The 24683-nt window shown below is 65.0% G+C and carries 24 protein-coding genes; 12 read left to right on the forward strand and 12 right to left on the reverse strand.

Going from position 1 to position 24683, the window contains the following annotated elements; translation table 11 throughout:
* The first annotated feature begins 54 nt into the window (after positions 1-54).
* On the forward strand, positions 55-942 hold the full coding sequence (locus tag H7828_RS11930; RefSeq protein ID WP_226781265.1) for a LysR family transcriptional regulator: 888 nt from the start codon (positions 55-57) through the stop codon (positions 940-942).
* A 24-nt stretch (positions 943-966) separates the two neighbouring features.
* Here the strand turns inward: H7828_RS11930 and H7828_RS11935 are convergent, their stop codons facing one another.
* The gene (locus tag H7828_RS11935) at positions 967-1611 is read right to left on the reverse strand and encodes a GntR family transcriptional regulator (protein ID WP_226781266.1); all 645 of its coding nucleotides are present in this window, start codon (positions 1609-1611) and stop codon (positions 967-969) included.
* Between the two features lie 134 nt (positions 1612-1745).
* On the opposite strand from H7828_RS11935, the gene dctP (H7828_RS11940) reads away from it, so the two are divergent.
* From dctP (H7828_RS11940) to H7828_RS11960, 5 genes are read left to right on the forward strand one after another with little or no spacing between them, the layout of a single operon-like run.
* Positions 1746-2711 carry a TRAP transporter substrate-binding protein DctP gene (dctP, locus tag H7828_RS11940; RefSeq protein ID WP_226781411.1) on the forward strand — a complete coding sequence of 322 codons (966 nt, stop codon included), beginning with the start codon at positions 1746-1748 and terminating at the stop codon, positions 2709-2711.
* A 51-nt stretch (positions 2712-2762) separates the two neighbouring features.
* Positions 2763-3329: a TRAP transporter small permease gene (locus tag H7828_RS11945; protein ID WP_226781267.1), complete on the forward strand. Its 567-nt coding sequence runs from the start codon at positions 2763-2765 to the stop codon at positions 3327-3329.
* Positions 3329-4645 carry a TRAP transporter large permease gene (locus H7828_RS11950; RefSeq protein WP_226781268.1) on the forward strand — a complete coding sequence of 439 codons (1317 nt, stop codon included), beginning with the start codon at positions 3329-3331 and terminating at the stop codon, positions 4643-4645. Before H7828_RS11945 ends, H7828_RS11950 begins: the two co-directional genes overlap by 1 nt.
* Positions 4642-5871: a malonyl-CoA decarboxylase domain-containing protein gene (locus H7828_RS11955; RefSeq protein WP_226781269.1), complete on the forward strand. Its 1230-nt coding sequence runs from the start codon at positions 4642-4644 to the stop codon at positions 5869-5871. Before H7828_RS11950 ends, H7828_RS11955 begins: the two co-directional genes overlap by 4 nt.
* Positions 5868-7373, forward strand: coding sequence for a malonate--CoA ligase (locus H7828_RS11960; protein WP_226781270.1), 1506 nt, complete (start codon positions 5868-5870; stop codon positions 7371-7373). Before H7828_RS11955 ends, H7828_RS11960 begins: the two co-directional genes overlap by 4 nt.
* Here H7828_RS11960 and H7828_RS11965 read toward each other — a convergent pair.
* From H7828_RS11965 to H7828_RS11985, 5 genes are all read right to left on the reverse strand, one after another.
* Positions 7370-8665, reverse strand: a complete 1296-nt coding sequence (locus H7828_RS11965) for a TRAP transporter large permease (RefSeq protein ID WP_226781271.1) — start codon at positions 8663-8665, stop codon at positions 7370-7372. The two genes, H7828_RS11960 and H7828_RS11965, sit on opposite strands and share 4 nt — an antisense overlap.
* A complete protein-coding gene (locus H7828_RS11970; RefSeq protein WP_226781272.1) occupies positions 8662-9204 on the reverse strand; it encodes a TRAP transporter small permease in 543 nt (180 codons plus the stop codon). Before H7828_RS11970 ends, H7828_RS11965 begins: the two co-directional genes overlap by 4 nt.
* Positions 9205-9287: 83 nt before the next feature.
* On the reverse strand, positions 9288-10283 hold the full coding sequence (dctP, locus tag H7828_RS11975) for a TRAP transporter substrate-binding protein DctP (protein WP_226781273.1): 996 nt from the start codon (positions 10281-10283) through the stop codon (positions 9288-9290).
* A gap of 70 nt (positions 10284-10353) precedes the next feature.
* On the reverse strand, positions 10354-11010 hold the full coding sequence (locus tag H7828_RS11980) for a GntR family transcriptional regulator (RefSeq protein ID WP_226781274.1): 657 nt from the start codon (positions 11008-11010) through the stop codon (positions 10354-10356).
* Positions 11003-11884 carry a dihydrodipicolinate synthase family protein gene (locus H7828_RS11985; protein ID WP_226781275.1) on the reverse strand — a complete coding sequence of 294 codons (882 nt, stop codon included), beginning with the start codon at positions 11882-11884 and terminating at the stop codon, positions 11003-11005. The genes H7828_RS11980 and H7828_RS11985 overlap by 8 nt, the downstream gene beginning before the upstream one ends.
* A 102-nt stretch (positions 11885-11986) precedes the next feature.
* Here H7828_RS11985 and H7828_RS11990 point away from each other — a divergent pair, with 102 nt between their 5' ends.
* Entirely contained in the window at positions 11987-12856 is an 870-nt protein-coding gene (locus H7828_RS11990) for a PfkB family carbohydrate kinase (protein WP_226781276.1), read from the forward strand.
* A gap of 12 nt (positions 12857-12868) precedes the next feature.
* On the opposite strand, the gene H7828_RS11995 is transcribed toward H7828_RS11990, so the two are convergent.
* Positions 12869-13768 carry a dihydrodipicolinate synthase family protein gene (locus tag H7828_RS11995; protein WP_226781277.1) on the reverse strand — a complete coding sequence of 300 codons (900 nt, stop codon included), beginning with the start codon at positions 13766-13768 and terminating at the stop codon, positions 12869-12871.
* Between the two features lie 11 nt (positions 13769-13779).
* Complete coding sequence (gene araD, locus H7828_RS12000; protein WP_226781278.1) at positions 13780-15522, reverse strand: L-arabinonate dehydratase; 1743 nt, start codon at positions 15520-15522, stop codon at positions 13780-13782.
* A 222-nt stretch (positions 15523-15744) separates the two neighbouring features.
* Between araD and H7828_RS12005 the strand changes: the two genes are divergently transcribed.
* The 5 genes from H7828_RS12005 to H7828_RS12025 are packed head-to-tail and all read left to right on the forward strand — an operon-like array spanning position 15745 to position 20774.
* The gene (locus H7828_RS12005; RefSeq protein ID WP_226781279.1) at positions 15745-16794 is read left to right on the forward strand and encodes a type 2 periplasmic-binding domain-containing protein; all 1050 of its coding nucleotides are present in this window, start codon (positions 15745-15747) and stop codon (positions 16792-16794) included.
* A 54-nt stretch (positions 16795-16848) separates the two neighbouring features.
* Complete coding sequence (locus H7828_RS12010; RefSeq protein WP_226781280.1) at positions 16849-17268, forward strand: tripartite tricarboxylate transporter TctB family protein; 420 nt, start codon at positions 16849-16851, stop codon at positions 17266-17268.
* Between the two features lie 9 nt (positions 17269-17277).
* Entirely contained in the window at positions 17278-18777 is a 1500-nt protein-coding gene (locus tag H7828_RS12015) for a tripartite tricarboxylate transporter permease (protein ID WP_226781281.1), read from the forward strand.
* A gap of 22 nt (positions 18778-18799) precedes the next feature.
* Positions 18800-19822, forward strand: coding sequence for a LacI family DNA-binding transcriptional regulator (locus H7828_RS12020; protein ID WP_226781282.1), 1023 nt, complete (start codon positions 18800-18802; stop codon positions 19820-19822).
* 49 nt (positions 19823-19871) lie between these two features.
* Entirely contained in the window at positions 19872-20774 is a 903-nt protein-coding gene (locus H7828_RS12025) for a 5-dehydro-4-deoxyglucarate dehydratase (protein WP_425354948.1), read from the forward strand.
* A gap of 66 nt (positions 20775-20840) precedes the next feature.
* Here H7828_RS12025 and H7828_RS12030 read toward each other — a convergent pair whose 3' ends face one another.
* The 4 genes from H7828_RS12030 to H7828_RS12045 are packed head-to-tail and all read right to left on the reverse strand — an operon-like array spanning position 20841 to position 24650.
* On the reverse strand, positions 20841-22142 hold the full coding sequence (locus H7828_RS12030) for an enolase C-terminal domain-like protein (protein WP_226781284.1): 1302 nt from the start codon (positions 22140-22142) through the stop codon (positions 20841-20843).
* Positions 22142-23014, reverse strand: coding sequence for an ABC transporter permease (locus tag H7828_RS12035; protein WP_226781285.1), 873 nt, complete (start codon positions 23012-23014; stop codon positions 22142-22144). Before H7828_RS12035 ends, H7828_RS12030 begins: the two co-directional genes overlap by 1 nt.
* Entirely contained in the window at positions 23011-23958 is a 948-nt protein-coding gene (locus H7828_RS12040; protein ID WP_226781286.1) for an ABC transporter permease, read from the reverse strand. Before H7828_RS12040 ends, H7828_RS12035 begins: the two co-directional genes overlap by 4 nt.
* Positions 23955-24650 (reverse strand): GntR family transcriptional regulator, encoded by a 696-nt coding sequence (locus H7828_RS12045; protein WP_226781287.1) that lies wholly within the window; start codon positions 24648-24650, stop codon positions 23955-23957. The genes H7828_RS12040 and H7828_RS12045 overlap by 4 nt, the downstream gene beginning before the upstream one ends.
* Positions 24651-24683 lie beyond the last annotated feature (33 nt).

Consider the following 24683-nt stretch of genomic DNA (forward strand, 5'->3'; position numbering starts at 1 on the left):
AGGGGCGTACATCCGAAAATTGAATTTATGGACGACATTCTATAAACTCATGGAATGGACAGGCGACTCAAGACATTTCTGGAAGTGGCGCGGCGCGGCAGCCTGACGGCGGCGGCCCAGCACCTGAACATGACGCAATCTTCGCTGACCAAGCGTTTGCAGCTTCTGGAAGAGGATTTCGGCCACAAGCTGTTCGAGCGGGGCGTTCATGGCGCCACGCTGACCGCCCCGGGCGAGGTTCTCTGGCGCCATGCCGAACGGATCGAGACGGAACTTCTTCAATCGCGCGAGGCCATGGCGGCCGCCGGGGGGGCGGGGCTGGCGCTGTTGCGGATCGGGGCGGGGCCGCTGTTCCATCTGCGCTATCTTGCCGATGCCCTGCTGACCCTGCGCCGGGCGCATCCCGAAACCTCGGTCGAACTGGTGACGGGGCTTTACCGCGAAACCATGCCGCGTCTGTCCGAGCGAACGCTGGATATCGTCTTCGGTGCCGACGAGGGCGTGCCCTTCTCCGACGAACTGGTTTTCGAACCGCTGACCACGGTTGCCCAGGGGGTCGCCCTGCGCCGCGACCATCCCAGCCTTTCGCGCGCTCCGCTGACCGCCGGCGCCCTTCAGGAGCTGGATTGGGTGATCTACGGCGACCGGCCCGAGGATTCGGCACTGGTCAATGCCTTCTTCGCCCGCGAAGGGCGGGCCGCGCCCTCGGTTTCGCTGTTGACGCGTTCGTTCACTCTGGGGCTTCAGACCGTGGCCAGAAGCGATTGCGCGATGATGGTGCCGCTGACGCTTGCCTCGAAGCTGACGGTCGAAAACGTGGTGATTGCCCAGACCCGGCCGGCCATCGCCAACCTTCCCGCGGGGGCCTTCCTGCGGCGGTCGAGCCGGGGGTTTGCGCCGGTGAAGCTGCTGGTCGAGGCCGTGCGCGCCGGTATCTGTTGAGGGGGCGCGAGGCCGACGCGCCACTCAGGCGGCGTTGATGGTGCGCAGCAGCATGTGGAACTTGTCGCCCTGAACGGCCACATGGGCGCGCAGGGCCTCGGCCGCCCCGGCGCCATCGCCCTGGCGCAGGTATTGCGCGATCGACCGGTGTTCGGCCAGCGAATCCGCCATGCGCCCGCGCAGTTGCAACTGTGACCGGCGATAGGGGCGCAGCCGGTCGTGCAGGCGCTGGGTTTCGCGTTCCAGAAAACCGTTGCCGGTCTGGCCATAGATGGTGGCGTGAAAGACCGCGTTCTCGATGTAATAGAGATCGGCATCGCCCGCCTCGGCCGCCCGGGCGCAGCGGTCGTTCGCGGCATCCAGGACGTCCAGCGCCGCGGGGGTGATCCGCGCGGCGGCCAGGCGGCCGGCAAAGGCCTCGTACTCGGCCATGACCTCGAACATTTCCAGAAGTTCGGCGGCGCCGGGTTGGCGCACGAAGACACCGCGGCGCGGTTCGTGGCGGATCAGCCCCGTGGCGTTCAGCAGCCCAAGCGCCTCGCGCACGGGGGTGCGGGACACGCCATAGCGTTCGGCCAGGGCCGATTCATCCAGCCGCGCGCCCTGGGCCACCTCGCCCGAGATGATGCGGGCTTCGATGTCGCGGGCAATCTGTTCGGCGCGTGTCATGGGGCGGCTCCGCATACCAGTGATTGGTTCTTGTATACAAAAGAGTTGACTTGGTGTGCAACTCCTGTTTCGCTGCCGCCAACCGGCGAAAACGCCACATTCGGGAGGAACCAACCATGAAACTCAGAACCGCCATGCTGTGCGGCACCATCGCCGCGACCACCGGCTTTGCCGCCCATGCCGAAACCCTGCGCCTGTCGCACCAGTGGAGCACCCAGGACGTGCGCCACAAGGTGGCCCAGATGATCGCCGATGACGTGGCGGCCGCCGATGTCGATCTCGACATCCGCATCTTCCCCTCGTCCTCGCTGTTCAAGGCGCGCGAGCAGTATACCCCGCTCAGCCGTGGCCAGCTGGACATGACGGTTCTGCCCCTGTCCTATGCGGGCGGGCAGCGTCCGGCCTATAACCTGACGCTCATGCCGGGGCTGGTGAAGAACCACGATCACGCGGCGCGCCTGAACGACAGCCCTTTCATGGACGACATCAAGGGCATCCTGGCCGAGGATGATGTCGTCGTCCTGGTCGACGGCTATCTGGCGGGCGGATTCGCCGGCAAGGACAAGTGCATCACCGGGCCCGACGACATGCCGGGGTTGCAGACCCGTGCGGCGGGCAAGGCGTTTGAACAGATGCTGGCGGGGGCTGGTGCCTCGATTGCATCCATGGCCAGTTCGGAAATCTACAACGCCATGCAGACCGGCGTTCTGGATGCCGCCAATACCTCGTCCTCGTCCTTTGTCAGCTATCGCATCTACGAACAGGTGGCCTGCTATACTCCGCCGGGCGAATATGCGCTGTGGTTCATGTATCAGCCGCTTTTGATGAACAAGAGCATGTATGACGGCCTGAACGACGAACAGCGCGCCGCCCTGGATGCCGCCAGCGAAAAGGCCGAAGCCTTCTATCTTGAAGAGGCCAAGAAGGAAGACGCCGCCAGCCGCCAGGTGTTCCAGGACAACGGCGTTGAAATTGCCGACATGACGGCCGAGGAATTCGAGGCATGGCGCGCGCTGGCCGCCGAAACCTCCTATGCCGCCTTCGTCGAGGAACTGCCCGACGGGCAGGCCCTGTTGGACAAGGCCCTTGCGGTCGAGTGAGCACTGGGCGCGCGGGGCCGACCCTGCGCGCCGCAACAGCGGGAAGTTTCCATGACACAAGACGAACCTCGCGCCGGGTCCGACCCGTTCCTGCGTATTGTCGGGGCCATTTCCACGCTGGCGGGCTGGATTTCGGCTGCGATGATCGTGGCGGCGGTGGTGATCACCTGCCAGATGATCTTCGTGCGTTTCGTGCTGAACGGTTCGACCATCTGGCAGACGGAAATGGTGATCTATCTTGTAATCGCCGCCACCCTGATCGGCCTGCCCTATGTGCAGCGGCTGCGCGGGCATGTGAACGTCGATCTCATTCCCATCGCGATGAAGCCGGGGCCGCGCCGCATTCTTTGCCTCAGCACGCTGGGGGCTTCGGCGCTCATCATGGGGGTGATGACCTCTTATGGCTTCGAATTCTGGCATTTCGCCTTCGAGAGGGGCTGGAAATCCGACACGGTCTGGGGGGTCAGGCTGTGGATACCCTACATGGCGATCCCCGTCGGGTTTGGCCTGATGACGCTGCAAATCCTTGCCGATCTCTGGGCGGTGGTGAAGGGGCATGATGCGCCTTTCGGCATCGGTGACGATCCGCTGAACGCCCGCGCGACAGGAGAACTGTGATGGACCCGCTTGTTCTTGGGGCGGTTGTGGCGCTGGTCACGATCCTGGTCCTGTTTTCGGGGATGTCGGTGGCGGTGGGCCTTCTGGTCGTCTCGGCCGGATTCCTGATCGTCTTCGACGGGATGCGCAGCCTTGAGTTGATGCCTGAAATCCTGTTCGGCAAGCTGGACAATTTCGCGCTGCTGGCCATTCCGATGTTCATCATCATGGGCGCCTCTATCGCCTCGACCCGGGCGGGCGCCGATCTTTACGAAGCATTGGAGCGTTGGCTGACCCGCATTCCCGGCGGGCTGGTCATTTCCAACCTCGGGGCCTGTGCGCTGTTCTCGGCCATGTCCGGTTCATCCCCCGCCACATGTGCCGCCATCGGAAAGATGGGCATCCCGGAGATGCGCAAGCGGGGATACCCCGATGGAGTGGCCGCCGGGTCCATCGCGGCGGGGGGCACGCTGGGTATCCTCATTCCGCCCTCGGTGACGATGATCGTCTATGGCGTGGCGACGGAAACCAGCATCGGGCGGTTGTTCCTTGCGGGGGTGATGCCCGGCCTTCTTCTGGTGGGGCTGTTCATGGCCTGGTCGGTCTTTTCCACCTGGCGGTCGGGCAATGCGGCGGTGCTGTCGCCCACCGTCTATTCCTGGCGCGAACGGTTCGAGATCCTGCCGCGCGTCCTGCCCTTCCTGGCGATCATCCTTGGGGTGCTTTACGCCATGTACGGCGGTATCGCCACACCCAGCGAAACCGCCGCCGTTGGCGCCCTGCTGTGCCTTGTCATCGCCATGGTGATCTACAAGCTGTGGTCGCCCGCGGCCCTTTGGGTGGTGCTGCGGGATTCCACCCGGGAATCGGTGATGATCCTCTTCATCATCGCGGCGGCGGGGGTGTTCAGCTACATGCTGTCGTCGCTTTACATCACCCAGAGCATCGCGGAATGGATCGGCACGCTTGAGGTGAACCGCTGGGTGCTGATGGGGGCGGTCAACATCTTCCTGCTGATTGCCGGGTTCTTCCTGCCCCCGGTCGCGGTGATCCTGATGGCGGCGCCGATCCTGCTGCCGATCATCCTGACCGCCGGGTTCGATCCGATCTGGTTTGCGGTGATCCTGACGATCAACATGGAAATCGGGCTGATCTCGCCCCCTGTCGGGCTGAACCTCTATGTCATCAACGGCATCGCGCCCGATATCAAGCTGAAGACGATCCTCTATGGTTCCCTGCCCTATGTGGCCTGCATGGTTCTGGCCATCGTGCTGCTGTGCCTCTTTCCGGGCATCGCCACCTGGCTGCCCGACGTGGTCATGGGTGAGGCGCTGTGAGCCTTCTTGCCGATCTGTTGGGCACGGTGTTCGACCGGCGCTATGCCGGGGCCAGCGGTGACGATCCGCGCCCGGTGGCCGACCTGGCCCGCGCCCTGATCGACGCCCGCGACGAGGTGACGGGCATGGAACTGGCCCGCCGCATCCTTGACCGCTATGCCGCGATGGATGACGGGGCGCGGCTGGCCTTCTTCGGCTTCGTCACCGAAGAGATGGATCTTGACCTGGCCGGCCTGCGCGATGCGCTGACCGCCTATGAAACCGCGCCGGATGCCGGGGCCTATCGCAGCCTGATGGCCGCCGCCGAACCGCCCCGCCAGGAACTGGCCCGCCGGTTGAACCGGGTGCCCGGGGCCACCGCGCGGCTGGTGGCGATGCGGGCCGATCTGCTGCGGCTGGCGCGCGATCATCCGGGGCTTGGGCGGCTGGATGCCGACCTGCGGCACCTGTTCCGGTCGTGGTTCAACCGGGGGTTCCTGGTACTGCGGCCCATCAACTGGGAAAGCCCGGCCAATGTGCTGCAAAAGATCATCGCCTACGAGGCGGTGCACCAGATCAACGGCTGGGAGGATCTGCGCCGCCGGCTGGAGCCGCCCGACCGGCGCTGTTACGCCTTTTTCCATCCTGTCATGCCCGACGATCCGCTGATCTTCGTCGAGGTCGCGCTGACCCGTGGCACCCCCGGCGCCATCGACGATCTTCTGGCCGAGGGGCGCAGCCCCCTTGCGCCGGGGCAGGCCGATACCGCCACCTTCTATTCCATCTCGAACTGCCAGCCGGGGCTGGCGGGCATTTCCTTCGGCAACTCGCTGATCAAGCAGGTGGTGTCGGACCTGGCGCAGGAATGCCCCGAGCTGCGCAATTTCGTGACGCTTTCGCCCATTCCGGGGCTGGCCGCCTGGATCGAGGCGCAGGGCAGGGGGGCCGACAGCCCGGAAACCCTGCAACGCCTGGCCGCCCATTACCTGATGGACCGCAGCGGCGAGAGGCCGCGTGATCCGGTGGCGCGGTTCCATCTGGGCAATGGCGCCGAAATCCACGATATACACCTGAACGCCGATGCATCGCCCTCGGGGCAGGCGCAATCCCATGGGGTGATGGTGAATTACCTCTACGATCCCGCCCGCATCACCCGAAACCTCGAACGCTTTGCCGATGGTCAGACGATGGCCAGCCGCAAGGTTCTGACCCTGGCGCGCCAGGCCGAAGTGAAAGACCCCGCATGAACCCGCTTTACGACACCCTCTTTGCCCGCCACAAAAACAGCGATGCGCCCTTCCTTCACCTGCCATCCGGCGAGACGGTGAGCTATCGCGCCTTTCTGGACCGGGCGGCGCGGATGGGGGGGGCGCTGTGCGACTTGGGCCTTGCGCCGGGCGACAGGATCGCGGTGCAGGTGGAAAAATCGCCCGATGCGGTGGCGCTCTATGCTGCCTGCGCGGCGCAGGGCATCGTGATGCTGCCGCTCAACACTGCCTATACCCCGGCCGAACTGGCCTATTTCGTGTCCGATTCCGGCGCGAAGGTCTTGCTGGGCGATCCGGGCCGGGCCGATGCGCTGCGCGATGTGGCGCGGGATGCGGGTGCGCGGCTGGAAACCCTGGGCGTGGCGGGCGACGGGTCGCTGGCCGCAGCGACCGATGGCGCGGCGCCAAAGGCCCCGGTCGAACGGCAGGCCGGGGATCTGGCGGCCTTCCTTTACACCTCGGGCACCACGGGGCGGTCGAAGGGCGCGATGCTGAGCCAGGACAACCTGTTGTCCAACGCCGAAACCCTGACCGAACACTGGCGCTTCACGGACAAGGACACGCTGGTTCACGCGCTGCCGATCTTTCACACCCACGGGCTGTTCGTGGCCATAAACGTCACCCTGATCGCCGGGGGGGCAATGATCTTCCTGCCGCGCTTCGATGCCGATGCGGTGCTGGCGGCGCTGCCGCGTGCCACGGCGATGATGGGGGTGCCAACCTTCTATACCCGCCTTCTGGCGGATGATCGGTTCGACAGGGACAGCGCCGGGCATATCCGCCTTTTCGTCAGCGGCTCGGCCCCGATGCTGGCCGAAACCCATCACCGCTTCGAGGCGCGGATCGGCCAGCGCATCCTTGAACGTTATGGCATGACCGAAACCAATATGAACACGTCAAACCCCTACGAGGGCGAGCGTCGGCCCGGCACCGTGGGCTTTCCGCTGCCGGGGGTCGAGTTGCGCATCTGCGCGCCGGGGTCCGACCGGGTGCTGCCCGACGGTGAAACCGGCATGATCGAGGTGCGCGGGCCCAACGTGTTTCAGGGCTATTGGCAGATGCCGGAAAAGACGGCTGCCGAACTGCGCCCCGACGGCTGGTTCATCACCGGCGATCTGGGGGTGATCGCCGCCGACGGCTATGTCTCGATCGTGGGGCGCGACAAGGATCTGGTGATCTCGGGGGGCTACAACATCTATCCGCGCGAGGTGGAACAGGTGATCGACGCGCAACCGGGCGTGTCGGAATCCGCCGTGATCGGCGTGCCGCACCCGGACATGGGCGAAGGCCTGGTGGCGGTGGTGGTGGCCGAACCCGGCGCCAGCCCCGATACCGATGCCATCGCGGCGGCAGTGGCCGGGGAACTGGCCCGGTTCAAGCAGCCGCGCCACTATGTGTTGGCCGAGGCCCTGCCGCGCAACACCATGGGCAAGGTGCAGAAGGCGGAGCTGCGCCGCCTTCACGCCGGGGCCTTCACCTAGCCGGCATAACCGAAGAGGCGCGGCAGCCAAAGCACCACCCCCGGCGCCAGCGCCATCCACAGAAGCGCAATCAGCAGCACCCCCAGGAAGGGCCAGATTTCGCGGATGATCTCGCCCAAGGGGATTCGTGTGACCGCGTTGATCACGAACAGCAGAACGCCATAGGGCGGGGTGATCAGGCCGATCATGCAGTTGATGATGGCCACGACTCCGAAATGCACGAGGTCGATCCCCAGCTCGCGGCAGGCGGGCAGGAACAGCGGGATGATCACGAGGATGATCGTCGTGGCATCCAGAACGCAGCCCAGCAGAAGCAGCAGGACCATGACCCCCAGCATGAAGGCGGTGGGCGACACGTCCAGCCCCACAAGGCGGGCGGCCAGAAGCGAGGGGATGTTTTCAGAGGCGACGACATAGTTCAGGATCAGCGCACCACCGATCACGATGCCCACGGCGGCCGAGGACCGGGCGCTTTCCACCAGGATGTGGAACAGGGCGCGCAGCGACAGGGCCCGGTAGAACAGCGCGCTGAGCAGCAGGGCATAGAAGGCCGCAACCGCCGCCGCCTCGGTTGGCGTGGTGACGCCGCCGTAAATGCCGTACAGCAGGATCGCGGGCATCAGCAGCGCGGGAAAGGCGTTGACCGCCCGGCGCGGCAGCTCGGAATAGGGAACGGGTTCTTCCAGGGCGAAATCGCGCCGGTGCGCCAGGAAGGAATTCATCGCCATCAGAACCAGCCCCATCAGCAGGCCGGGCAGGATGCCACCCAGAAACAGGTAGCCGATCGAGGTGTTCGAGACGAGCGCGTAAAGCACCATGGGAATCGACGGCGGAATGATCGGCCCGATGGTGGCCGAGGCGGCGGTGATCGCGGCGGCATAGCCGCGCGGATACTGGCCGCTTTTCGTCATCATCTGGATGATGATCTTGCCGATACCCGCCGCATCGGCGACGGCCGAACCCGACATGCCCGAGAAGATCAGCGAGGCAACGACGTTGACATGGCCCAGCCCCCCGCGGAACCGCCCCACCAGCGCGACGCAGAACGACAGCAACCGGTCCGAGATGGTGCCGGCGTTCATCACGTTGGCGGCGACGATGAACAGGGGCACGGCCAGCAGGATGAAGCTGCCGTAAAGCCCGTCCATCAGGATCTTGCCGGCAATCCCGATGCCCTGGCCGTCAACCGCCAGATAGGCGAATGAGGCGATCAGGATGGCATAGGCAATGGGCGCGCCGATGGCGGCCAGAACGAAGATGACCGTCAGGCAGATCAGGAAGGCGATGCTCATGTGTCATGCTCCGGCACTTCGACGCCGTAGCGGAAGGCATGGTAGACCCCCCAAGCATAGCGCAGCGCGACAACCCCGAGGAAAAGGATATAGACGGAATAGATGTCGCGCATCCTGATCCAGTCGCCGAACAGGCTTGACAGGGTGGCGGTCTTCTTCAGGCGCAGGATGTGGAATTTCTCCATGGTGGGGCCGATCGACAGCAGCAGGCCGATGCAGATGGCCAGCCCGCCGATGATCGCGAACCAGCGGCGCAGACCCGGCGGCACCGTCAGGTAGAGGATATCGAAGGTCACGTGATCGCGGTTGCGCACCACGAAGGCGTTGCCCCAGAAGACAAGCCAGATCCACAGCAGCAGGCAGAATTCCAGCGTCCAGCCGTAATGCGACGGGTCAAGCAGCGGAAACCGTTCGGCCAGCCCGCCGATCCGCGCCGAATAGCGCACGGCGATCTGAAGCACGAAGGTCAGGAACATCAGCGCCATCATCGCGGCGGCGACAGCCTCGGCCATGGTGCGCAGGGTCGTGGCAAGTTTCATGGGGTTCGGTCCTGAAGGTCGGGGCGCAGGGGGCGGGAAATGACCGCCGCCCCCTGCGCGTTCAGCAGGGTATCAGACCAGGATCATTCGCCCAGGGCGTTGATCTGCTCCAGCACGCCTTCGGGCCAGGAGGCCGCGAATTCCGAACCGACATACTGCTGCTGCACATGCTCGCGGAAGGCCTTCAGGTCGGGCTCGTAAACGGCCATGCCTTCGCCTTCCAGGAAGGCGACCAGCTCTTCCTCCTTGGCCAGCTGCTTCTGACGGCCGTTCTCGGCGGCATCGTCGGCGGCCTTCTGAACGGTGGCCTGCTGCTCGGGGGTCAGGTTGTCCCAGACTTCCTTCGAGAAGGCGATATAGTTCAGGTCAACCAGGTGCGCGGTCAGCGCGATCTGGTTGGTCACCTCGTAGAACTTGGCGTCCACCACGGTGGGCAGGGGGTTGTCCTGGCCATCGACCGATCCGGTCTGAAGCGCGGTGTAGATCTCGGTGAAGGCCATCGGCGTCGGGTTGGCGCCCAGGGCCTTGCCCAGGAACTGCCAGGCGTCGGTGCCGGGCATCCGCAGGTTCACGCCGGCAAGATCGGCGGGGGTGGTGACCGTCAGCTCGTCCTTGGTCTGGCGCAGGTTCACGTGGCGCTTGCCCAGGTACATGATCGACAGAAGCTTGACGCCCAGTTCGTCCTCGACCGTCTTCTTGAACGGGTCCATCAGCGGATCGTTGAACACGGCGACCTGGTGCTCGGCGCTCTGGTGGACATAGCCGGTGGCGAAGATCGAGAATTCGGGGAAGAACTGTGCCAGTTCCTGGGCCGAGGTGATCGACATCTCGAGATCACCCGAGGCGATGGATTCAAGCTCGGACCCCTGCGCGATGAGCGAGCCGTTGTAGTGCGGTTCGTAGGTGGCGAAATCGGCGACGGCGGGTGCGAAAACCTCGGCCAGCGCGACCGAGCGCTGATCGGTTTCGGATGCCGGGGTCGACATGCGCAGCTTGACCGTATCCTGGGCAAAGGCCGGAACGGCCAGGGTGGCCACGGTCAGCGCCATGAGGGCGCGGCGGGTAAGTGTTGCTTTCATTGTGTTTCCTCCTCTTGGATTTGCGGTATTCCAACCGCTTTTTCCCACAGGTTTCCCCTGCGAAAATCGGTTACATGCCAAGCGCGCGGCGTTTGGCGCTGTCGATATGGGCGTGAATCGCCGCCACGGCGCGTGACGGATCACGGGCCGTCAGGGCGTCGATCACCGCCAGGTGTTCGTCCATGACCGAAACGGCCAGTTCCGGCAGCATCCGGGTGTCGGCGTTGCGGATCAGCCTGATCTTGATGGCGTTGACGCGGTGAACGTCGGAAATGATCTGGTTTCCCATGGCGTCGACCACGTGGTCGTGAAACGCCCAGTCGATCCTCTGGGCCTGTTCCAGAAGTTCGGGCGTCACATGGTCCAGAGCCCTTTCGCGGATCATCCGGTGTTCATCGGCAAGCCTTTTCAGGTCGTCGCCGGGGGCATTGGCGCAGAAGACAGATATCGCCTCGCCCTCGATGATGCGCCGCAGCTGAAAGGCGTTCTGCACCAGGCTCAGGTCGATGCTGAGCACCTGAAGCCCCCGCTTGGGCACCGTCTTGATCAGGCCGTCGGCCTCGAGCCGCGGAATCATCTCGCGGATCGCGCCAAGGGGCATGCCGGTCAGTTCCACCAGCTCGCGCTGGGACACGATCTGGCCCGGCGCGATCTCCTTTGCCAGCAACCTTTCGGTAAAGCTTGAATAGGCGTAATCGCGCTGGCGAAGATCGGGGGCGTTAGACACTGACGGGATCATCCGCACCGTGGGCCAGCAGCTTTTCGCGCGCGGCGTCGGGCAGGGGCGCCAGCGGGCCGCGCATCCGTTCCCAGGCGGCGTTGCCGCTGTTGCGGGCCATCAGGATCTTCAGCGCGGGAATGACAGGCCCCGAGACGACAAGCCCCACTTCGCGCGAAAGGGCCTCGTCCTCGGTCGAGGTGTCGAATAGCGCGCGCAGGCGGGCGGGGTGCAGGTTCGCCATGCCGCAGATCGATCCGGCAGCGCCCAGCGGGAAGGCCCGGTGCAGCAGGCGTTCGTCGCCCACCAGCACCGGCAGGTTGCCTTCCTTCAGCAGCCGCTCGGCGTTGTCCCAGCTGCCCGAACTGTCCTTGATGCCCACGACCCTTTCGGGGAAATCGCGGCGCAGCCCGGTGACCAGATCAAAGGACAGGGGCACGGCGGTGACCTGGGGGATATGGTAGAGGATGAATTTTGCCCGCGTATCGGCCTGCGCGAAGAGGTCTTCGTGCCAGGTGCGAAGCCCCGCATCACCGGGTGCGGGGAAATAGAAGGGGGGCAGCAGCAGGAAGGTCTGGATCCCGAACTCCAGCGCCTGATCCACCTGCGCCAGAACGTCGCCCACCGAAGTTGCGCAAAGCCCGACGACCACCCTGGCCGGGTCGATCTGATCGGCCACCAGCGCGGCGACGACGGCGGCAATGGCGGCCTTGCGTTCGGCCAGCGCGATCGAGGCGCCTTCGCCCGTGGTGCCGAACAGCGTGACGCCGTGGGCGCCCTTGGCGATCACGTCCCTTGCATGGCTTGCCATGAGCGCGGTGTCGATCGCGCCATCCGCGTCGAAGGGTGTAAGCATCGCCACCGAGATTCCGAACTTCGCCATTGTGGCCCCCTGTTGTCAGTTCCGATTGAACATTGCTCACTGCACGTTGACTGTCAACCTGACATGTCAGATAGGGTGCCAGAGTTTCCAGCGGAGGTTCTCATGCCCCATATCGTCTGTGCCGGCTTGATAACGGTGGATTTCACCTTTGAAATCCCCGGCTATCCCGTCGAGGGCACCAAGATGCGGGCCGAGGGGGCGCGCATGGTGGCGGGGGGCGGTGCGCTGATCGCCGCTTCGGCGGTAGCGGCACTTGGCGGTCAGGCCAGCCTGGCGGGGGCCGTGGGTGATGACGCGCTGGGGGCCTTCCTGCGCGACACCTTCGCCGCGCGGGGCATCGGTGATGAGCTGGTGCAGGTCGTTCCCGGTGTCGGCACGGCCCATTCCGCCGTCCTGATCAGCGCGGGGGGCGAGCGGACCATCATCAACCACCGCGATGCCGCGCTGTTCCCCGAGGTTCTGACGCTGGCCGGCCCCTTCGGTTTTGACGCCGCGCTTGCCGATACGCGCTGGCCCGCGGGTGCCGCCGCCCTGCTGCACGGTGCGCGGGCGGCAGGCAAACCCGCCGTTCTGGATGCCGAAGCACCGGTGCGCCTGGCACAGGAGGCGCTGCACCTGGCCAGCCATATCGTCTTTTCCCAGCAGGGCCTGCGGGATTATGCGGGTGCCGACGATGCCGCCACGCTGGCCGCCGTCGCGCAGGAAACCGGGGCCTTCGTCGCCGTGACGCGCGGCGCGGCCCCGGTCCTCTGCCACGAGGGCGGCGCGACCTTCGAGGTGGCGACCTTCCCCGCCCGGGCGGTGGATACCCTGGGGGCGGGGGATGTCTGGCACGGGGCCTTCACCCTTGCGTTGGCGCGGGGCCAGGCCGCCCGCGATGCGGTGCGCCATGCCAATGCCGCAGCGGCGGCCAAGGTTGCCCTGCCCGCCGGAGTTCTGCCAGGCCCCGATGACCTGATCGCGATGGCCTAGGGCGATCCGCCCTCAGATCAGGCCGTTTTCTCTGAGGAAGCTGGTCAGCTGGCCCTGTTGCCGGTCGGTCAGCGGCCATGCCGAAGGCGGGCGGGTCGGGCCGCAGTCGTCGCCCATGGCGGCCAGTGCCGCTTTCACGCCGGTCACGTTGGTGCCGTTCATCTCTTCGGCGCGGATGTCCTCGAAGGCTTTCATGCCGTCGATCAGGCGGTTCGCCTGCGCATAGTCCCCGCCTTCAAGCGCGCCGTGAATCGCCATCGACCGCTTGGGCCAGACGTTGATCAGCCCCGAGGTGAAGCCCCGCGCGCCCACGGCATAGAAGGTTGGCGCCCAGACCTCGGCCAAGCCGCCGACCCAGACGATGGCAGGGTCGCAGGCCGCCTTGGCCGCAGCCAGTTTCAGGGGGTTGGGCGTGGCCCATTTCACGCCCTTCACGCCGGGCAGGGCGCAAAGGTCGGCAATCGCGCCGGTACCGATGGCATCGTTGCGCAGGTACAGCATCATCGGCAATCCGCCCGAGGCATCGCTGACGGCTTTCAGGTAATCGACAACGCCGCGCGGCGCGACGAAAGGATCGGGCGGCTGATGCACCATCAGCGCCGTCGCCCCCGCATCGGCCGAGGCTCGGGCCAGCGCACAGGCATCGCGGATACCCCGCCCCACCCCGGCCAGCACGGGCGCGCGGTCATCGACCATGGCAATCACCTCGCGTGCCATGGTGCAGGCTTCGTCGGTGGTGAGGGCGTAGAATTCGCCGGTGTTGCCGTTTACCACGGGCATGTGCAGCCCGGCCGCCAGGGCGCGGTCGATGATCGGGTTCAGCTTTCCGGGCGCGATGTCGCCGCTGTCGTCATAGGGCGTCACCAGGATGCCGGAAATCCCGGTGAGGGCCGCGTCTAGATCATGTGCCATGTCGGCCCCTTTCAGAAAATGTCGGGTTCGCCGGCTGCCTTGCCGAAATCGCGTTCGAGGTAATCGAAATCGCATCCCTTGTCAGCCTGGCTGACGTGCTTGCTGAACATATGGCCCCAGCCCCGCTGGAACCTCGGTTCGGGGGCCACCCAGGCGGCGCGGCGGCGCTCAAGCTCGTCCTCGTCCACCAGCATGTCGAGGGTGCGGTTGGGCAGGTCCATCCGCACGATGTCGCCGGTCTGCAGCAATGCCAGCGGCCCGCCGACAAAGCTCTCGGGCGCGACGTGCAGAACGCAGGCCCCGTAGGATGTGCCCGACATCCGGGCATCCGATATGCGCAGCATGTCGCGGTGCCCCTGTGCGATCAGCGCCTTGGGAATGGGCAGCATCCCCCATTCCGGCATCCCCGGCCCGCCCTGCGGCCCCGCGTTGCGCAGCACCATCACATGATCGGGGGTGACTTCAAGGTCGGGATCGTCGACTGCCTTCTTCATCTCGGAATAGTTGTCGAAGACCAGCGCCGGGCCTTCGTGGACGTGGTATCGTGGATCGCAGGCGGCGGGTTTGATGATCGCCCCCGAGGGCGCGAGGTTGCCACGCAGAACGGCCAACGATCCTTCCTTGTAGACCGGGTTGGACAGCGGGCGGATCACGTCGTCGTTGAAGACCTGCGCGCCTTCAAGGTTCTCGCCCAGGGTCTTGCCGTTGACGGTGATGCAGGAGGTGTCGAGCCTGTCTTCCATCTGTTTCATCAGGGCGCGCAGGCCGCCGGCATAGAAGAAATCCTCCATCAGGTAATCCTTGCCCGAGGGGCGGACATTGGCGACCAGCGGCGTGGTGCGCCCCAGCGCGTCGAGGTCGTCAAGCGAAAGATCGACACCCGCCCGCCGCGCCATGGCGATCAGGTGCACGACCGCGTTGGTGGAGCACCCGGTGGCCATGGCCACGATCGCGGCGTTCTGGAAGGCGGCGGGCGTGGCGATACGCTCGGGCGTCAGATCCTCCCAGACCATGTCGACGATGCGCCGCCCGCAGGCCGAGGACATGCGCTGGTGGCCGGAATCGGCCGCCGGGATCGACGAGGCACCGGGCAGGGTGAACCCCAGCGCGTCGGTGATGCTGGTCATCGTGCTGGCGGTGCCCATGGTCATGCAGGTGCCTGCCGAACGGGCGATGCCGCCCTGGATGCCCAGCCATTCCTCGTCGGAAATGTTGCCCGCCCGCCGTTCGTCCCAGTATTTCCAGGCGTCCGAGCCCGAGCCCAGGATCTTGCCCGCATAATGGCCGCGCAGCATCGGCCCCGCAGGCAGATAGATCATCGGCACCCCGGCCGTCAGCGCGCCCATGATCAGGGCGGGGGTCGTCTTGTCGCAGCCGCCCATCAGCACCACGCCATCCAGGGGATGCGAGCGGATGATCTCTTCGGTCTCCATGGCCAGAAGGTTGCGATAAAGCATCGAGGTGGGCTTGGTGAAACTCTCGTCCACCGACAGCGCCGGCATCTCGACCGGAAAGCCGCCAGCCGCCGTCACCCCGCGCTTCACGTCCTTCACCCGTTCGGGAAAGTGGCTGTGGCAGGAATTGAGATCGGACCAGGTGTTGAGGATGCCGATGATCGGCTTGCCGCGAAACTCTTCCTCGGCAAAGCCCAGCTGCATCATCCGTGAGCGGTGGCCGAAACTGCGCAGATCGTCGGGGGCGAACCAGCGCGCGCTGCGCAGGGTTTCGGGGGTCTTGCCGCGGGATTCGGTCATCATCGTCTCCGTTTTATTATCTCTGTATGCGCTGTCATTCGCCACTGTCAACGCCGATGGAGCGCAGATTGCCGGAGTTGCCCGTACCGGACATTCTTCTTGACTTGAATCGGCTGCTGTGGCGGTGTGGCGTGTATGCGCATACATAGCGATGCACAGGGCGGTCTCCGGCCGTCACAGGGAACAGAAAGACCGCAGCAGCGGTCACGAGGGGAGGAAACCATGACCTTGAACCGCCGAACACTTCTTGCCGCCGCCAGCGCCATTGCGCTTGCCGCCACGTCCTTTGCCGCCGCCGCGCAGGAACTGCCGCGCAACGTGCGCCTTGTCATCGGGTCAAGCTCGACCGGGGGGGATACCTATCAGAACTCGGCCATCGTCGCCGAGGCGCTGGCCGAAAAGCTGGGCATCCGCATCAAGGTGGATGCCGTGGGCGTGGGCGAAGCCTACAAGGCGCTTGACCGCGACAGCCGCGGCACCACCCTGATGATGTTCCATGACCAAGCTTATCTCGGCAATCTTTACGGCGTGACCGGCTATGCCGACCCGTTCGAGAATTACATCATCGGCCCCAGCGTGGCGATCAACCCGGGCAACGCCTATCTGGTGCCCAAGAATTCGCCCTATCAGTCGATGGAAGACATCCTGACCGCCGCCGAGAACGGCGAAAAGGTGCGCGTCGCGATCCAGCCTGGAGGGGTGAGCGAGATCGGCTTCACCGCCATGAAGAACGCCGCCCGCGTCCGCGCCCCCGGTTCGGAAGAGAACATCGTGGCCCTGAACACCGGGTCGCAGTCGGACAAGAACCAGGCCATGTGGGACGGGCTGGCCGATGTCATCAACGGCTCGATCCAGGCGAACGAACAGTTCACCCAACTGCCCGAGGACGACCAGAAGGCGATGCGCTTCGTCTGGATCACCGCCGGCGGCGCGGTTCTGGAGCAGGCACCGCCCGAGGGCATGGGCGACACCACGCGCGACCAGTTGCTGAAGTATGCCTCGCCCGAAACCAGCGTGACGCTGGACGGCGAGAAGGATTTCACCTTCGACAAGGAATTCTTCTTCCTCTTCAACAAGGATATGGACCCGGCGATCATCGACCAGATCGACGCCGCCCTGACCGAGGTGTTCGAGGAGGGCGCAATCCAGGAGCGCCAGAAGGCCAGCTTCTTCATCCCCAACTTCCGCGCCTCGGATGAATCGCGCGCCCATTTCGAGGAAAAGCGCGACACCTACCGCCGCGTGATCGACGAGCTGAAAAGCGGTTCGTAAACCCGATGGCCCGGCCGGACAGGCCGGGCCAACCAAGGCCGCAGGGAGAGACGGATGGGCGAGCTGACCCGCATCACCATAGATTTCCAGACATCGCACCTGATCTTCCCGACCCTCGTGGGCGGGGTTCTGGCCCTGCTGGGGCTGGCGATCCTGCTGACACGCTGGCGGGGCATCGTGGGCGCGGGTGGCCATTGGGCCGGGATCTGGTCGCAGATGGACAAGCCGCGCCTTCTGGGCACCGTGGTGCTGACGGTGATCTATTTCTCGCTCATGGTGCCGGTGGGCGATGTCTGGCCCAACCGCGGCTTCGGCTTCCTGATCTGTTCCATTCCCTATGTCTTCCTGACCGGGCTGCTGTTTCTGCACGACCGGGGCTGGCGCGACATCCTGCCCGTGGCGGTGATGGCGCTGATCGCGCCCAGCCTCGTCTGGTGGACCTTCACCGAGCTTTTCTTCCTCACCCTTCCCTGAGCAGGCCCCATGGAAATTCTTGACATCATCACCCCCCTGTTCCTGGCCCTGGCGGTGGGGGGCACCTTCGTGGGCATCGTCTTCGGGGCCATCCCGGGGATGACGGCCACCATGGCCATCGCCGTCTGCCTGCCGCTGACCTATTCGCTGGGCCTTGAAAACGGGCTGGCGCTGTTGCTGGGGCTTTACGTCGGGGGCATTTCCGGCGGACTGGTGCCCGCGATCCTGCTGGGCATTCCCGGCACCCCCAGTTCGATCACCACCACGTTTGACGGCTACCCGATGAGCCAGAAGGGCGAGGGCGAAAAGGCCCTGCGCATCGGCATCATCGCCTCGCTTGTCGGGGGGCTGATCAGCCTTGGCATCCTTTACTTCTTCGCGCCGGTCCTGGCCGATTTCGCGATCCGCTTTTCCTATGTCGAAAAGTTCCTGATCATCCTCTTTGCGCTGACGGTCATGGCCGCGCTCAGTTCCGATCTGCTCATGGGGATATTCTCGGGGTTTCTTGGCATCTTCATCAGCCTGATCGGGGTCTATGACATCACCGATGGCGGCAACGGTGAACTGCGGCTGATCCCTCCGGGGCTGGAATACTGGCTGGACGGTGGGTTTTCCCTTTTGCCGGTGCTGATCGGGGTCTTCGGCTTGGCGGCGATCCTGGAACAGGCCGAGGTGGGCGTGCCAAAGGGGCAGAGCATGGCCGACGTGAAGATCGGCCGCGACTCGTCCTTCTCATTCTCGATCTTCCGGGGGCAGGTCGGCAACCTTGTCCGGTCTTCGGGGATCGGAACCTTCGTGGGAATTCTGCCCGGTGTCGGCGGTTCGGCGGCCTCGATCCTGTCCTATTCGGCGGCCAAGACCTTTTCCAAGACGCCCGAACGCTTCGGCAAGGGCGAACCGGCGGGCATCGTTGCGTCGGAATCCGCCAACAACGGGCTGACCGGCGGCGCGCTGGTGCCGCTTCTGTCTCTGGGCATTCCGGGCGATGCTGCCACCGCCATCCTGATCGGCGCCTTCACCCTTCAGGGAATTCAGGTCGGCCCGCTGTTCATCGGCAACAACCCCCAGACCTGGGAGGCCATGGTGATCGCCATGATCGTGGCCAACCTGGCGATGTTCACGATGATGTATTTCGCCATCCGCATGTTCGCCCGCGTGGTCACCGTGCCCAAACACATCCTGTTCCCGATCATCCTTATGATGTGCGTCATCGGCGCCTATACCATCAACTATGGCATCATGTTCGATGTCTGGACCCTGCTGATCTTCGGGCTGTTCGGCTGGCTGGGCGTGAAGCTGCGGCTTGAGATCGCGCCCTTCGTCATCGGCTTCATCCTTGGCCCCTCGGCCGAGATCTATTTCGTCAAAAGCCTGGAAGCCTTCGGTGACGCGACGATCTTCTTCACGAAAAGCTGGATCGCCGTTGTGCTGTGGGTGCTGATCCTTGGATCGCTGACGGCATCGGTGTATCTGGCCAAACGCGGCAAGGGCGGCGAAGCCACCCCGTGAGGGCGGTCGAAAGGGGGTTGGTGTGGGTGCGGAAGACAACAGGGCAGGCGGGCGACGTGTGACCATGGCCGCCATCGGGCGTCTGGCGGGCGTCAGCCAGGTGACGGTGTCGCGCGCCCTGTCCAATCCGTCGAAGGTGTCGCCCGAAACTCTGGCCCGCATTCGCGAGGCGATCGACCTGACGGGCTTCGTGCCCAATGCCCTGGCGGGCGCGCTGGCCTCGCGGCGCAGCATGCTGATCAGCGCGCTGGTCCCTTCGATCACCAACATCATCTATTCGTCGATGGCGCGCGCCTTTTCCGAAGGGATGCGCGCGCGCGGCTATCAGATCCTGTTGTCGGAAACCGGCGAAACCCCCGAGGACGAGGAACGGATGATCGCCCTGCACCTGTCGCGGCAGCCCGACGCGGTGATGCTGACCGGCATCCACCACACGGCCCGGGCGCGCAAGGCCCTGCTGGGCGCGGGCATTCCGGTGGTGGAGCTTTGGGACATTTCCCAGACGCCCATCGACATCTGTGTCGGCTTTTCGCACGGGGCGACGGGCCGGGCCGTGGCCGATTTCGCCTGCGATGCCGGCCATGGAACGGCGGCGGTGATCCACGCCGGCGATGAGAGGGCCGTTCGCCGGATGGAGGCCTTTAGCCAGCGGTTCACCCAGCGCACCGGGCGGGCCGTGACCGACATAAACCTACGCACCCCGGCCTCGCTTGGGCAGGGGCGGCGGGGGCTATCGCTGTTGCTGGAGGGCGGAGGCCTTGCCGGGGGTGGCCTGATCTTCTGCAGTTCCGATCTTCTTGCCCATGGGGTGATCACCGAGGCGCAGGTGCGCGGGCTGCGCATCCCTGACGATCTGGCTGTTGTCGGCTTCGGCGATCAGGAATTCGCCGCCGACGTGGTGCCGGGGATCACCACCGTGCGCGTCGACCGTGACGCGCTGGGGCGCCAGGCGGCGCAGGCCCTTCTGGCCCGGATCGAGGGCCAACCGGCCGAACGCCCGGTCTTCGACGTGGGATTTCGCCTGCTGCGCCGGGGATCGGCATGACAATGTCGCCCCACCATGATGATGCCAACCAAGGGAGATAGCCTTCATGATTGCCCCCACCGACCTGCGCGAGATCATACGCCACGGTCTTTTGTCCTTTCCCGTCACCCCTTTCGACCAGGATGACAATTTCGCCAAGGCGCCGTTCCAGGCGCATCTCGAGTGGCTGTCACAATACAAGGTGGAAGGGCTCATCGTGGCGGGCGGCACCGGCGAGATGTTCTCGCTTTCCCCGTCCGAGATTGTTGAGGTGGTGCGCGCAACCCGACAGGTTGCCGGGCAGGGGCCGGTCCTGGCCGGTTGTGGGTATGGCGTGCGGATGGCCTGCGATCTTGCGCGCGAGATCGAGGCGGCGGGCGGCGATGGCATTCTGTTGCTGCCCCACTACCTGACCGAGGGCCCGCAAGAGGGGATCGCCGCACGGGTGCGCGCGGTGTGCAAGGCCACGAACATGGCTGTCATCTTCTACAATCGCGGCCAATCGCGGATCTCGGTCGAGTCGCTTGAGCAACTGGCCGAGGACTGCCCCAACCTGATCGGGTTCAAGGATGGTTCGGGCGATATCGACACGGTGCGCCGCGTCACCGCCACCCTGGGCGAGCGGCTGTCCTACATCGGTGGAATGCCAACCCACGAACTGTTCGCGCAGGCCTATCGCGGTGCCGGGATGGCGACCTATTCATCGGCGGTGTTCAATTTCGTTCCCGAAACGGCCCTGGCCTTTCATGCGGCCTTCAGCGCCGGTGACGATGCCACCTGCGAACGGATGCTGCGCGAGTTCTACTATCCCTTCGCCCGCATCCGTGACCGCAAGGCGGGATATGCGGTTTCGGCCGTCAAGGCAGGGGTTGGCCTGCGCGGGTTCGAAACCGGCCATGTCCGTGCGCCCCTGACCGATCTCACCGGGGAAGAACGCGAGATGTTGCAGGACCTGATCCGCGACCGAAGCTGATGTGATGGACCGAGCAAAAAGGGGGCGGGCACAGGTGGCCCGCCCCTTTTCGAGGACCGGTTGGCGTCAGAAACGCGGTCTTCGTGAATCCCACTCGGGCCACATGCGGCGCATGAAGATCGTGTCGTCCCGGTGGGGCGTTCCGTGGGTTTCGAAGTCGGCGTTCATCCGGGCCAGGGCGTCATGGTCAAGCGTCACGCCGTTGCCCGGTGCATCGGTCAGGTGGACGGCGCCCTGATGGAACGCGATCTTGCCGCCCGTCACCACATCGCTGTCGACCCAATTGTAATGGGTGTCGCAATCGTGGGTCAGGTGCGGGCAGGCGGCGGTGACATGGGCCATCGTCATCAGGCTGACCCCGAGGTGGCTGTTCGAATGCATCGAGAGCCCCATGCCAAGGCTGGCGCAGAGGGTATCAAGCGCCGTCGTGGCCTGAAGCCCGCCCCAGAAATGGTGATCGGCCAGGACGATCTGAACGGATTTCCGGGCCACCGCCTCGCGGATGTCGCGGAACCCGGTGACACACATGTTGGTGGCCAGGGGCAAACTGGTCTGTGCCTGAACCTGCGCCATGGCCTCCAGCCCCAGAACAGGATCCTCAAGATAATCGAGAAGCCCCTCCATCCGCCCGAGGCGCGCCAGGGTGGTTTCAAGGGTCCAGTTTCCGTTGGGATCGAACCGCAGGGGATGGTCGGGATAGGCGCGGGCCAGCGCCTCCATGGCATCCAGTTCGAGGTCGGGATCAAGAACGCCGCTTTTCAGCTTGAGTGAGCGGAAACCATAGCCATCGATCATCCGCCCGGCGAGGCCGACCAGTTGATCGGGCGTCAGGACTTCGCCCCAGGGGTCATCCAGGTCGAGCCCGGGGTGACCGTCGGGCTTGAAGAACAGGTAGGCGGCAAAGGGAATCTCCTTGCGCCAGGCGCCGCCGAGAACCTCGTAAAGCGGAACCCCCAGATGGCGGGCAAATGCATCAAGGCAGCCCACCTCGAAGGCCGCGTAAAGGCGCGGCACCCGCAACGCGGGTTCGGTGCGGGGCGACACGACGCTGGATTGATGGGCCAGCGTGTTCAGCGACTCTGCCACGGCGACGATCCGCTTTTTGACGCCGGACAGATCGGTGATGCGCATCCCGCGCAGGGCCGGGGCGGCGGCGCGCAATTCCTCGATGGTGGCAGTATCGCCATAGGTTTCCGAAAGGCCGGTGGTGCCGTCTTCGCAGATCACTTCGATGATGGTGCGTGCCGTCCAGGGTTCATGCATCCCCGAGGCGGCCAGAAGCGGCGGATCGCGGAAGGCGACCGGAGTGATGCGGATTTCTTCGATGACGGGAATGGGATGGGCGCGCTGCCCGCTGGACTGTGACATCAGTTATCGCTTTCGGTCGCTTGTTTGGCATCGAGAAGGGCGTCACCGGTGAAATTCAGGCCCAGCACCGCGATGAAGATTGCAAGGCCGGGAAAGATGCTCATCCACCAGGCGTCCCAGTACTGCATCGCCGTGGCCAGCATCGACCCCCAGGTCGGCGTCGGTGGCTTCACACCCAGCCCCAGAAACGCCAGCGCGCTTTCGGTGATCAGGGCGGCCGAGGCCCGCAGGCTTGCATAGACGATGACGTTGCCGCTGACATAGGGCAGGATATGGCGCAGCAGGATCGCGGCGGGGCCAAGACCGATCGACCGGGCGGCCTCGACGAACTCATGCTCGCGCACGGAAAGAACCTGTCCGCGCACGACACGGGCGAAACCGGGTATGTTGACGACTGCGATGGCCAGGATGGCATTGGTCAGCGTCGGCCCGAAGACGGCGATGATGCCAAGGGCAAGGATCAGCATGGGGAAGGCCAGGATGGCGTCGTTGATGCGCATGATCACGTCATCGACCACGCCGCCCACATACCCCGAGATCAGCCCGATCAGGCTGCCGATCAGCAGGGCGATCCCGATCGAGCAGATCACGACCCAGAGGGAAACGCGGGCGCCCCAGATGACCCGGCTCAGGATGTCGCGGCCCAGTTCGTCGGTGCCGAACAGAAAGGTGGCCGAGGGCGGCTGCTGGATATGATCCCAGAATATCTCGGTCGGGTCGTGGGGGGCGATGAACGGCGCGAGAATGGCGCAGAAGATCAACACGCCCAGAATGGTGGCGCCGGTGACCCCAAGCGGGCTGGTGAAGAACCGGTGAAGGATCGCCCGTCCGGGTGATGTGATGGCGGGGGCCGCCGGGGAAGCATCGGTCATGACAGCCTCACTCGGGGGTCGAGAATGGAATAGGCAAGATCCGTGACCAGGTTCACCAGCAGCACGAAGAAGACGATGACGACAATGCCGCCCTGCACCACCGGGAAGTCACGCCAGAAGATGCCGTTCACGATCATCCGGCCCAGCCCGGGCAGGGAAAAGATCGTCTCGGTCACGACGGCACCGCCGATCAGGGTGCCGATCTGAAGGCCGATCACCGTGGTGACGGGAATCAGGCAGTTGCGCAGGCCGTGGCGGTACACCACGCTGCGCGGCCTGACACCCTTGGCGCGGGCGGTGCGGATGAAATCCTGCTCCATCGTTTCACACATGGCGGCGCGGGTCTGGCGCATCACCAAGGCGGCCATGGCGGTGCCGATGGTGATTGACGGCAGGATCATCGCGCGCAGGTTGCCAAAGGGGTCGATATGAAACGGCACATAGCCCGACGAGGGCAGCCACCCCAGTTTGACCGCGAACAGCATGATCAACAGCATTCCGGCCCAGAAATAGGGCACCGCCATCGATGACATGGCCAGAAAGGATATGCCCAGGTCGGCCAGGCTGCCGCGGCGGGTTGCGGCGAAAACGCCGGCGGGAATCCCGATGAGAACCGCCAGCACCATCGACAGCACCGTCAGTTCGACGGTGATCGGCACCCGCAGGGCCAGCATGTCGGCCACCGGTTCACCGGTCTTGAGCGAGGTGCCGAAATCGCCGGTCGCCATGCCGCCCAGCCAGACGACGTATTGAACCGCGGCGGGCCGGTCCAGCCCCAGTTTTTCGCGCAGGATCTCGCGTTGTTCGGCGCTGGCATCCTCGCCAAGGATCGCCGTTGTCGGATCGCCGGGCAGGGCCAGCGTCATCATGAAGACCAGGAACGTGACAATCAGCGCCGTCGGCAAAAGCTGTGAAATGCGGCGCAGCAGCAACCGTGCCGTCATGCCCCGACCCCCTTGTTCCGCTGGGCCTGGGCGTAAAGCTCGAGGATATCGTCCAAAGTGCCGCGAACGTGGCTGCCCGAGGCTGCCGCGGCCGCGTCGGCATCTCCGGCCCGCAGCGCGGCCAGAATTGTGAAATGTTCCTGGGCAGCCTGTTCCGCGCGCAGGTCGCTGCGCCCAAAATCGTGGCGCATCATCATGGCGACACCCCGGTGGCGGTCGAGGATGGCGGCGATTTCCGCGTTTCCGTCGTGGCGGATCATCACGTCATGGAATTTGATGTTCACCTGCGAAGACCGGCGGGCATCCCCGGTCTTCACCAGGGTTTCGAACTCATGGGCAAGCTGCTCGAGGCGGTCCAGGTCTTCGGGGCGGGCAACTGCTGCAAAGCGGCGTGTCTGGTGCGATTCGAATGCCTCGCGGACGCTGAAGATGTTGCGCAGCTCGGTGGGGCCGAACACCCTCGCAACGGCGCCCCGGTTGGCCTGCATGTCGATATATCCCTCGGAGGCAAGCTGTACCATCGCCTCGCGCACCGGGGCGCCGCTGACGTCATAGCGGGTGGCGATCTCGCTTACCGTCAGGCGGTCGCCCGCCGCGATCCTGCGCGAAACGATTTCGCGGCGCAGTTCCTCGACGATCCAGGCCGAGGTCGTCTTGATCCGCTGTCCGCGCTTGCCGCTTACCATGCTCATGGCGTTCTCCTGCTTTCGGTTCTGGATACATGG

It is taken from the genome of Oceaniglobus trochenteri (assembly GCF_020529025.1).
GTDB lineage: Bacteria > Pseudomonadota > Alphaproteobacteria > Rhodobacterales > Rhodobacteraceae > Oceaniglobus > Oceaniglobus trochenteri.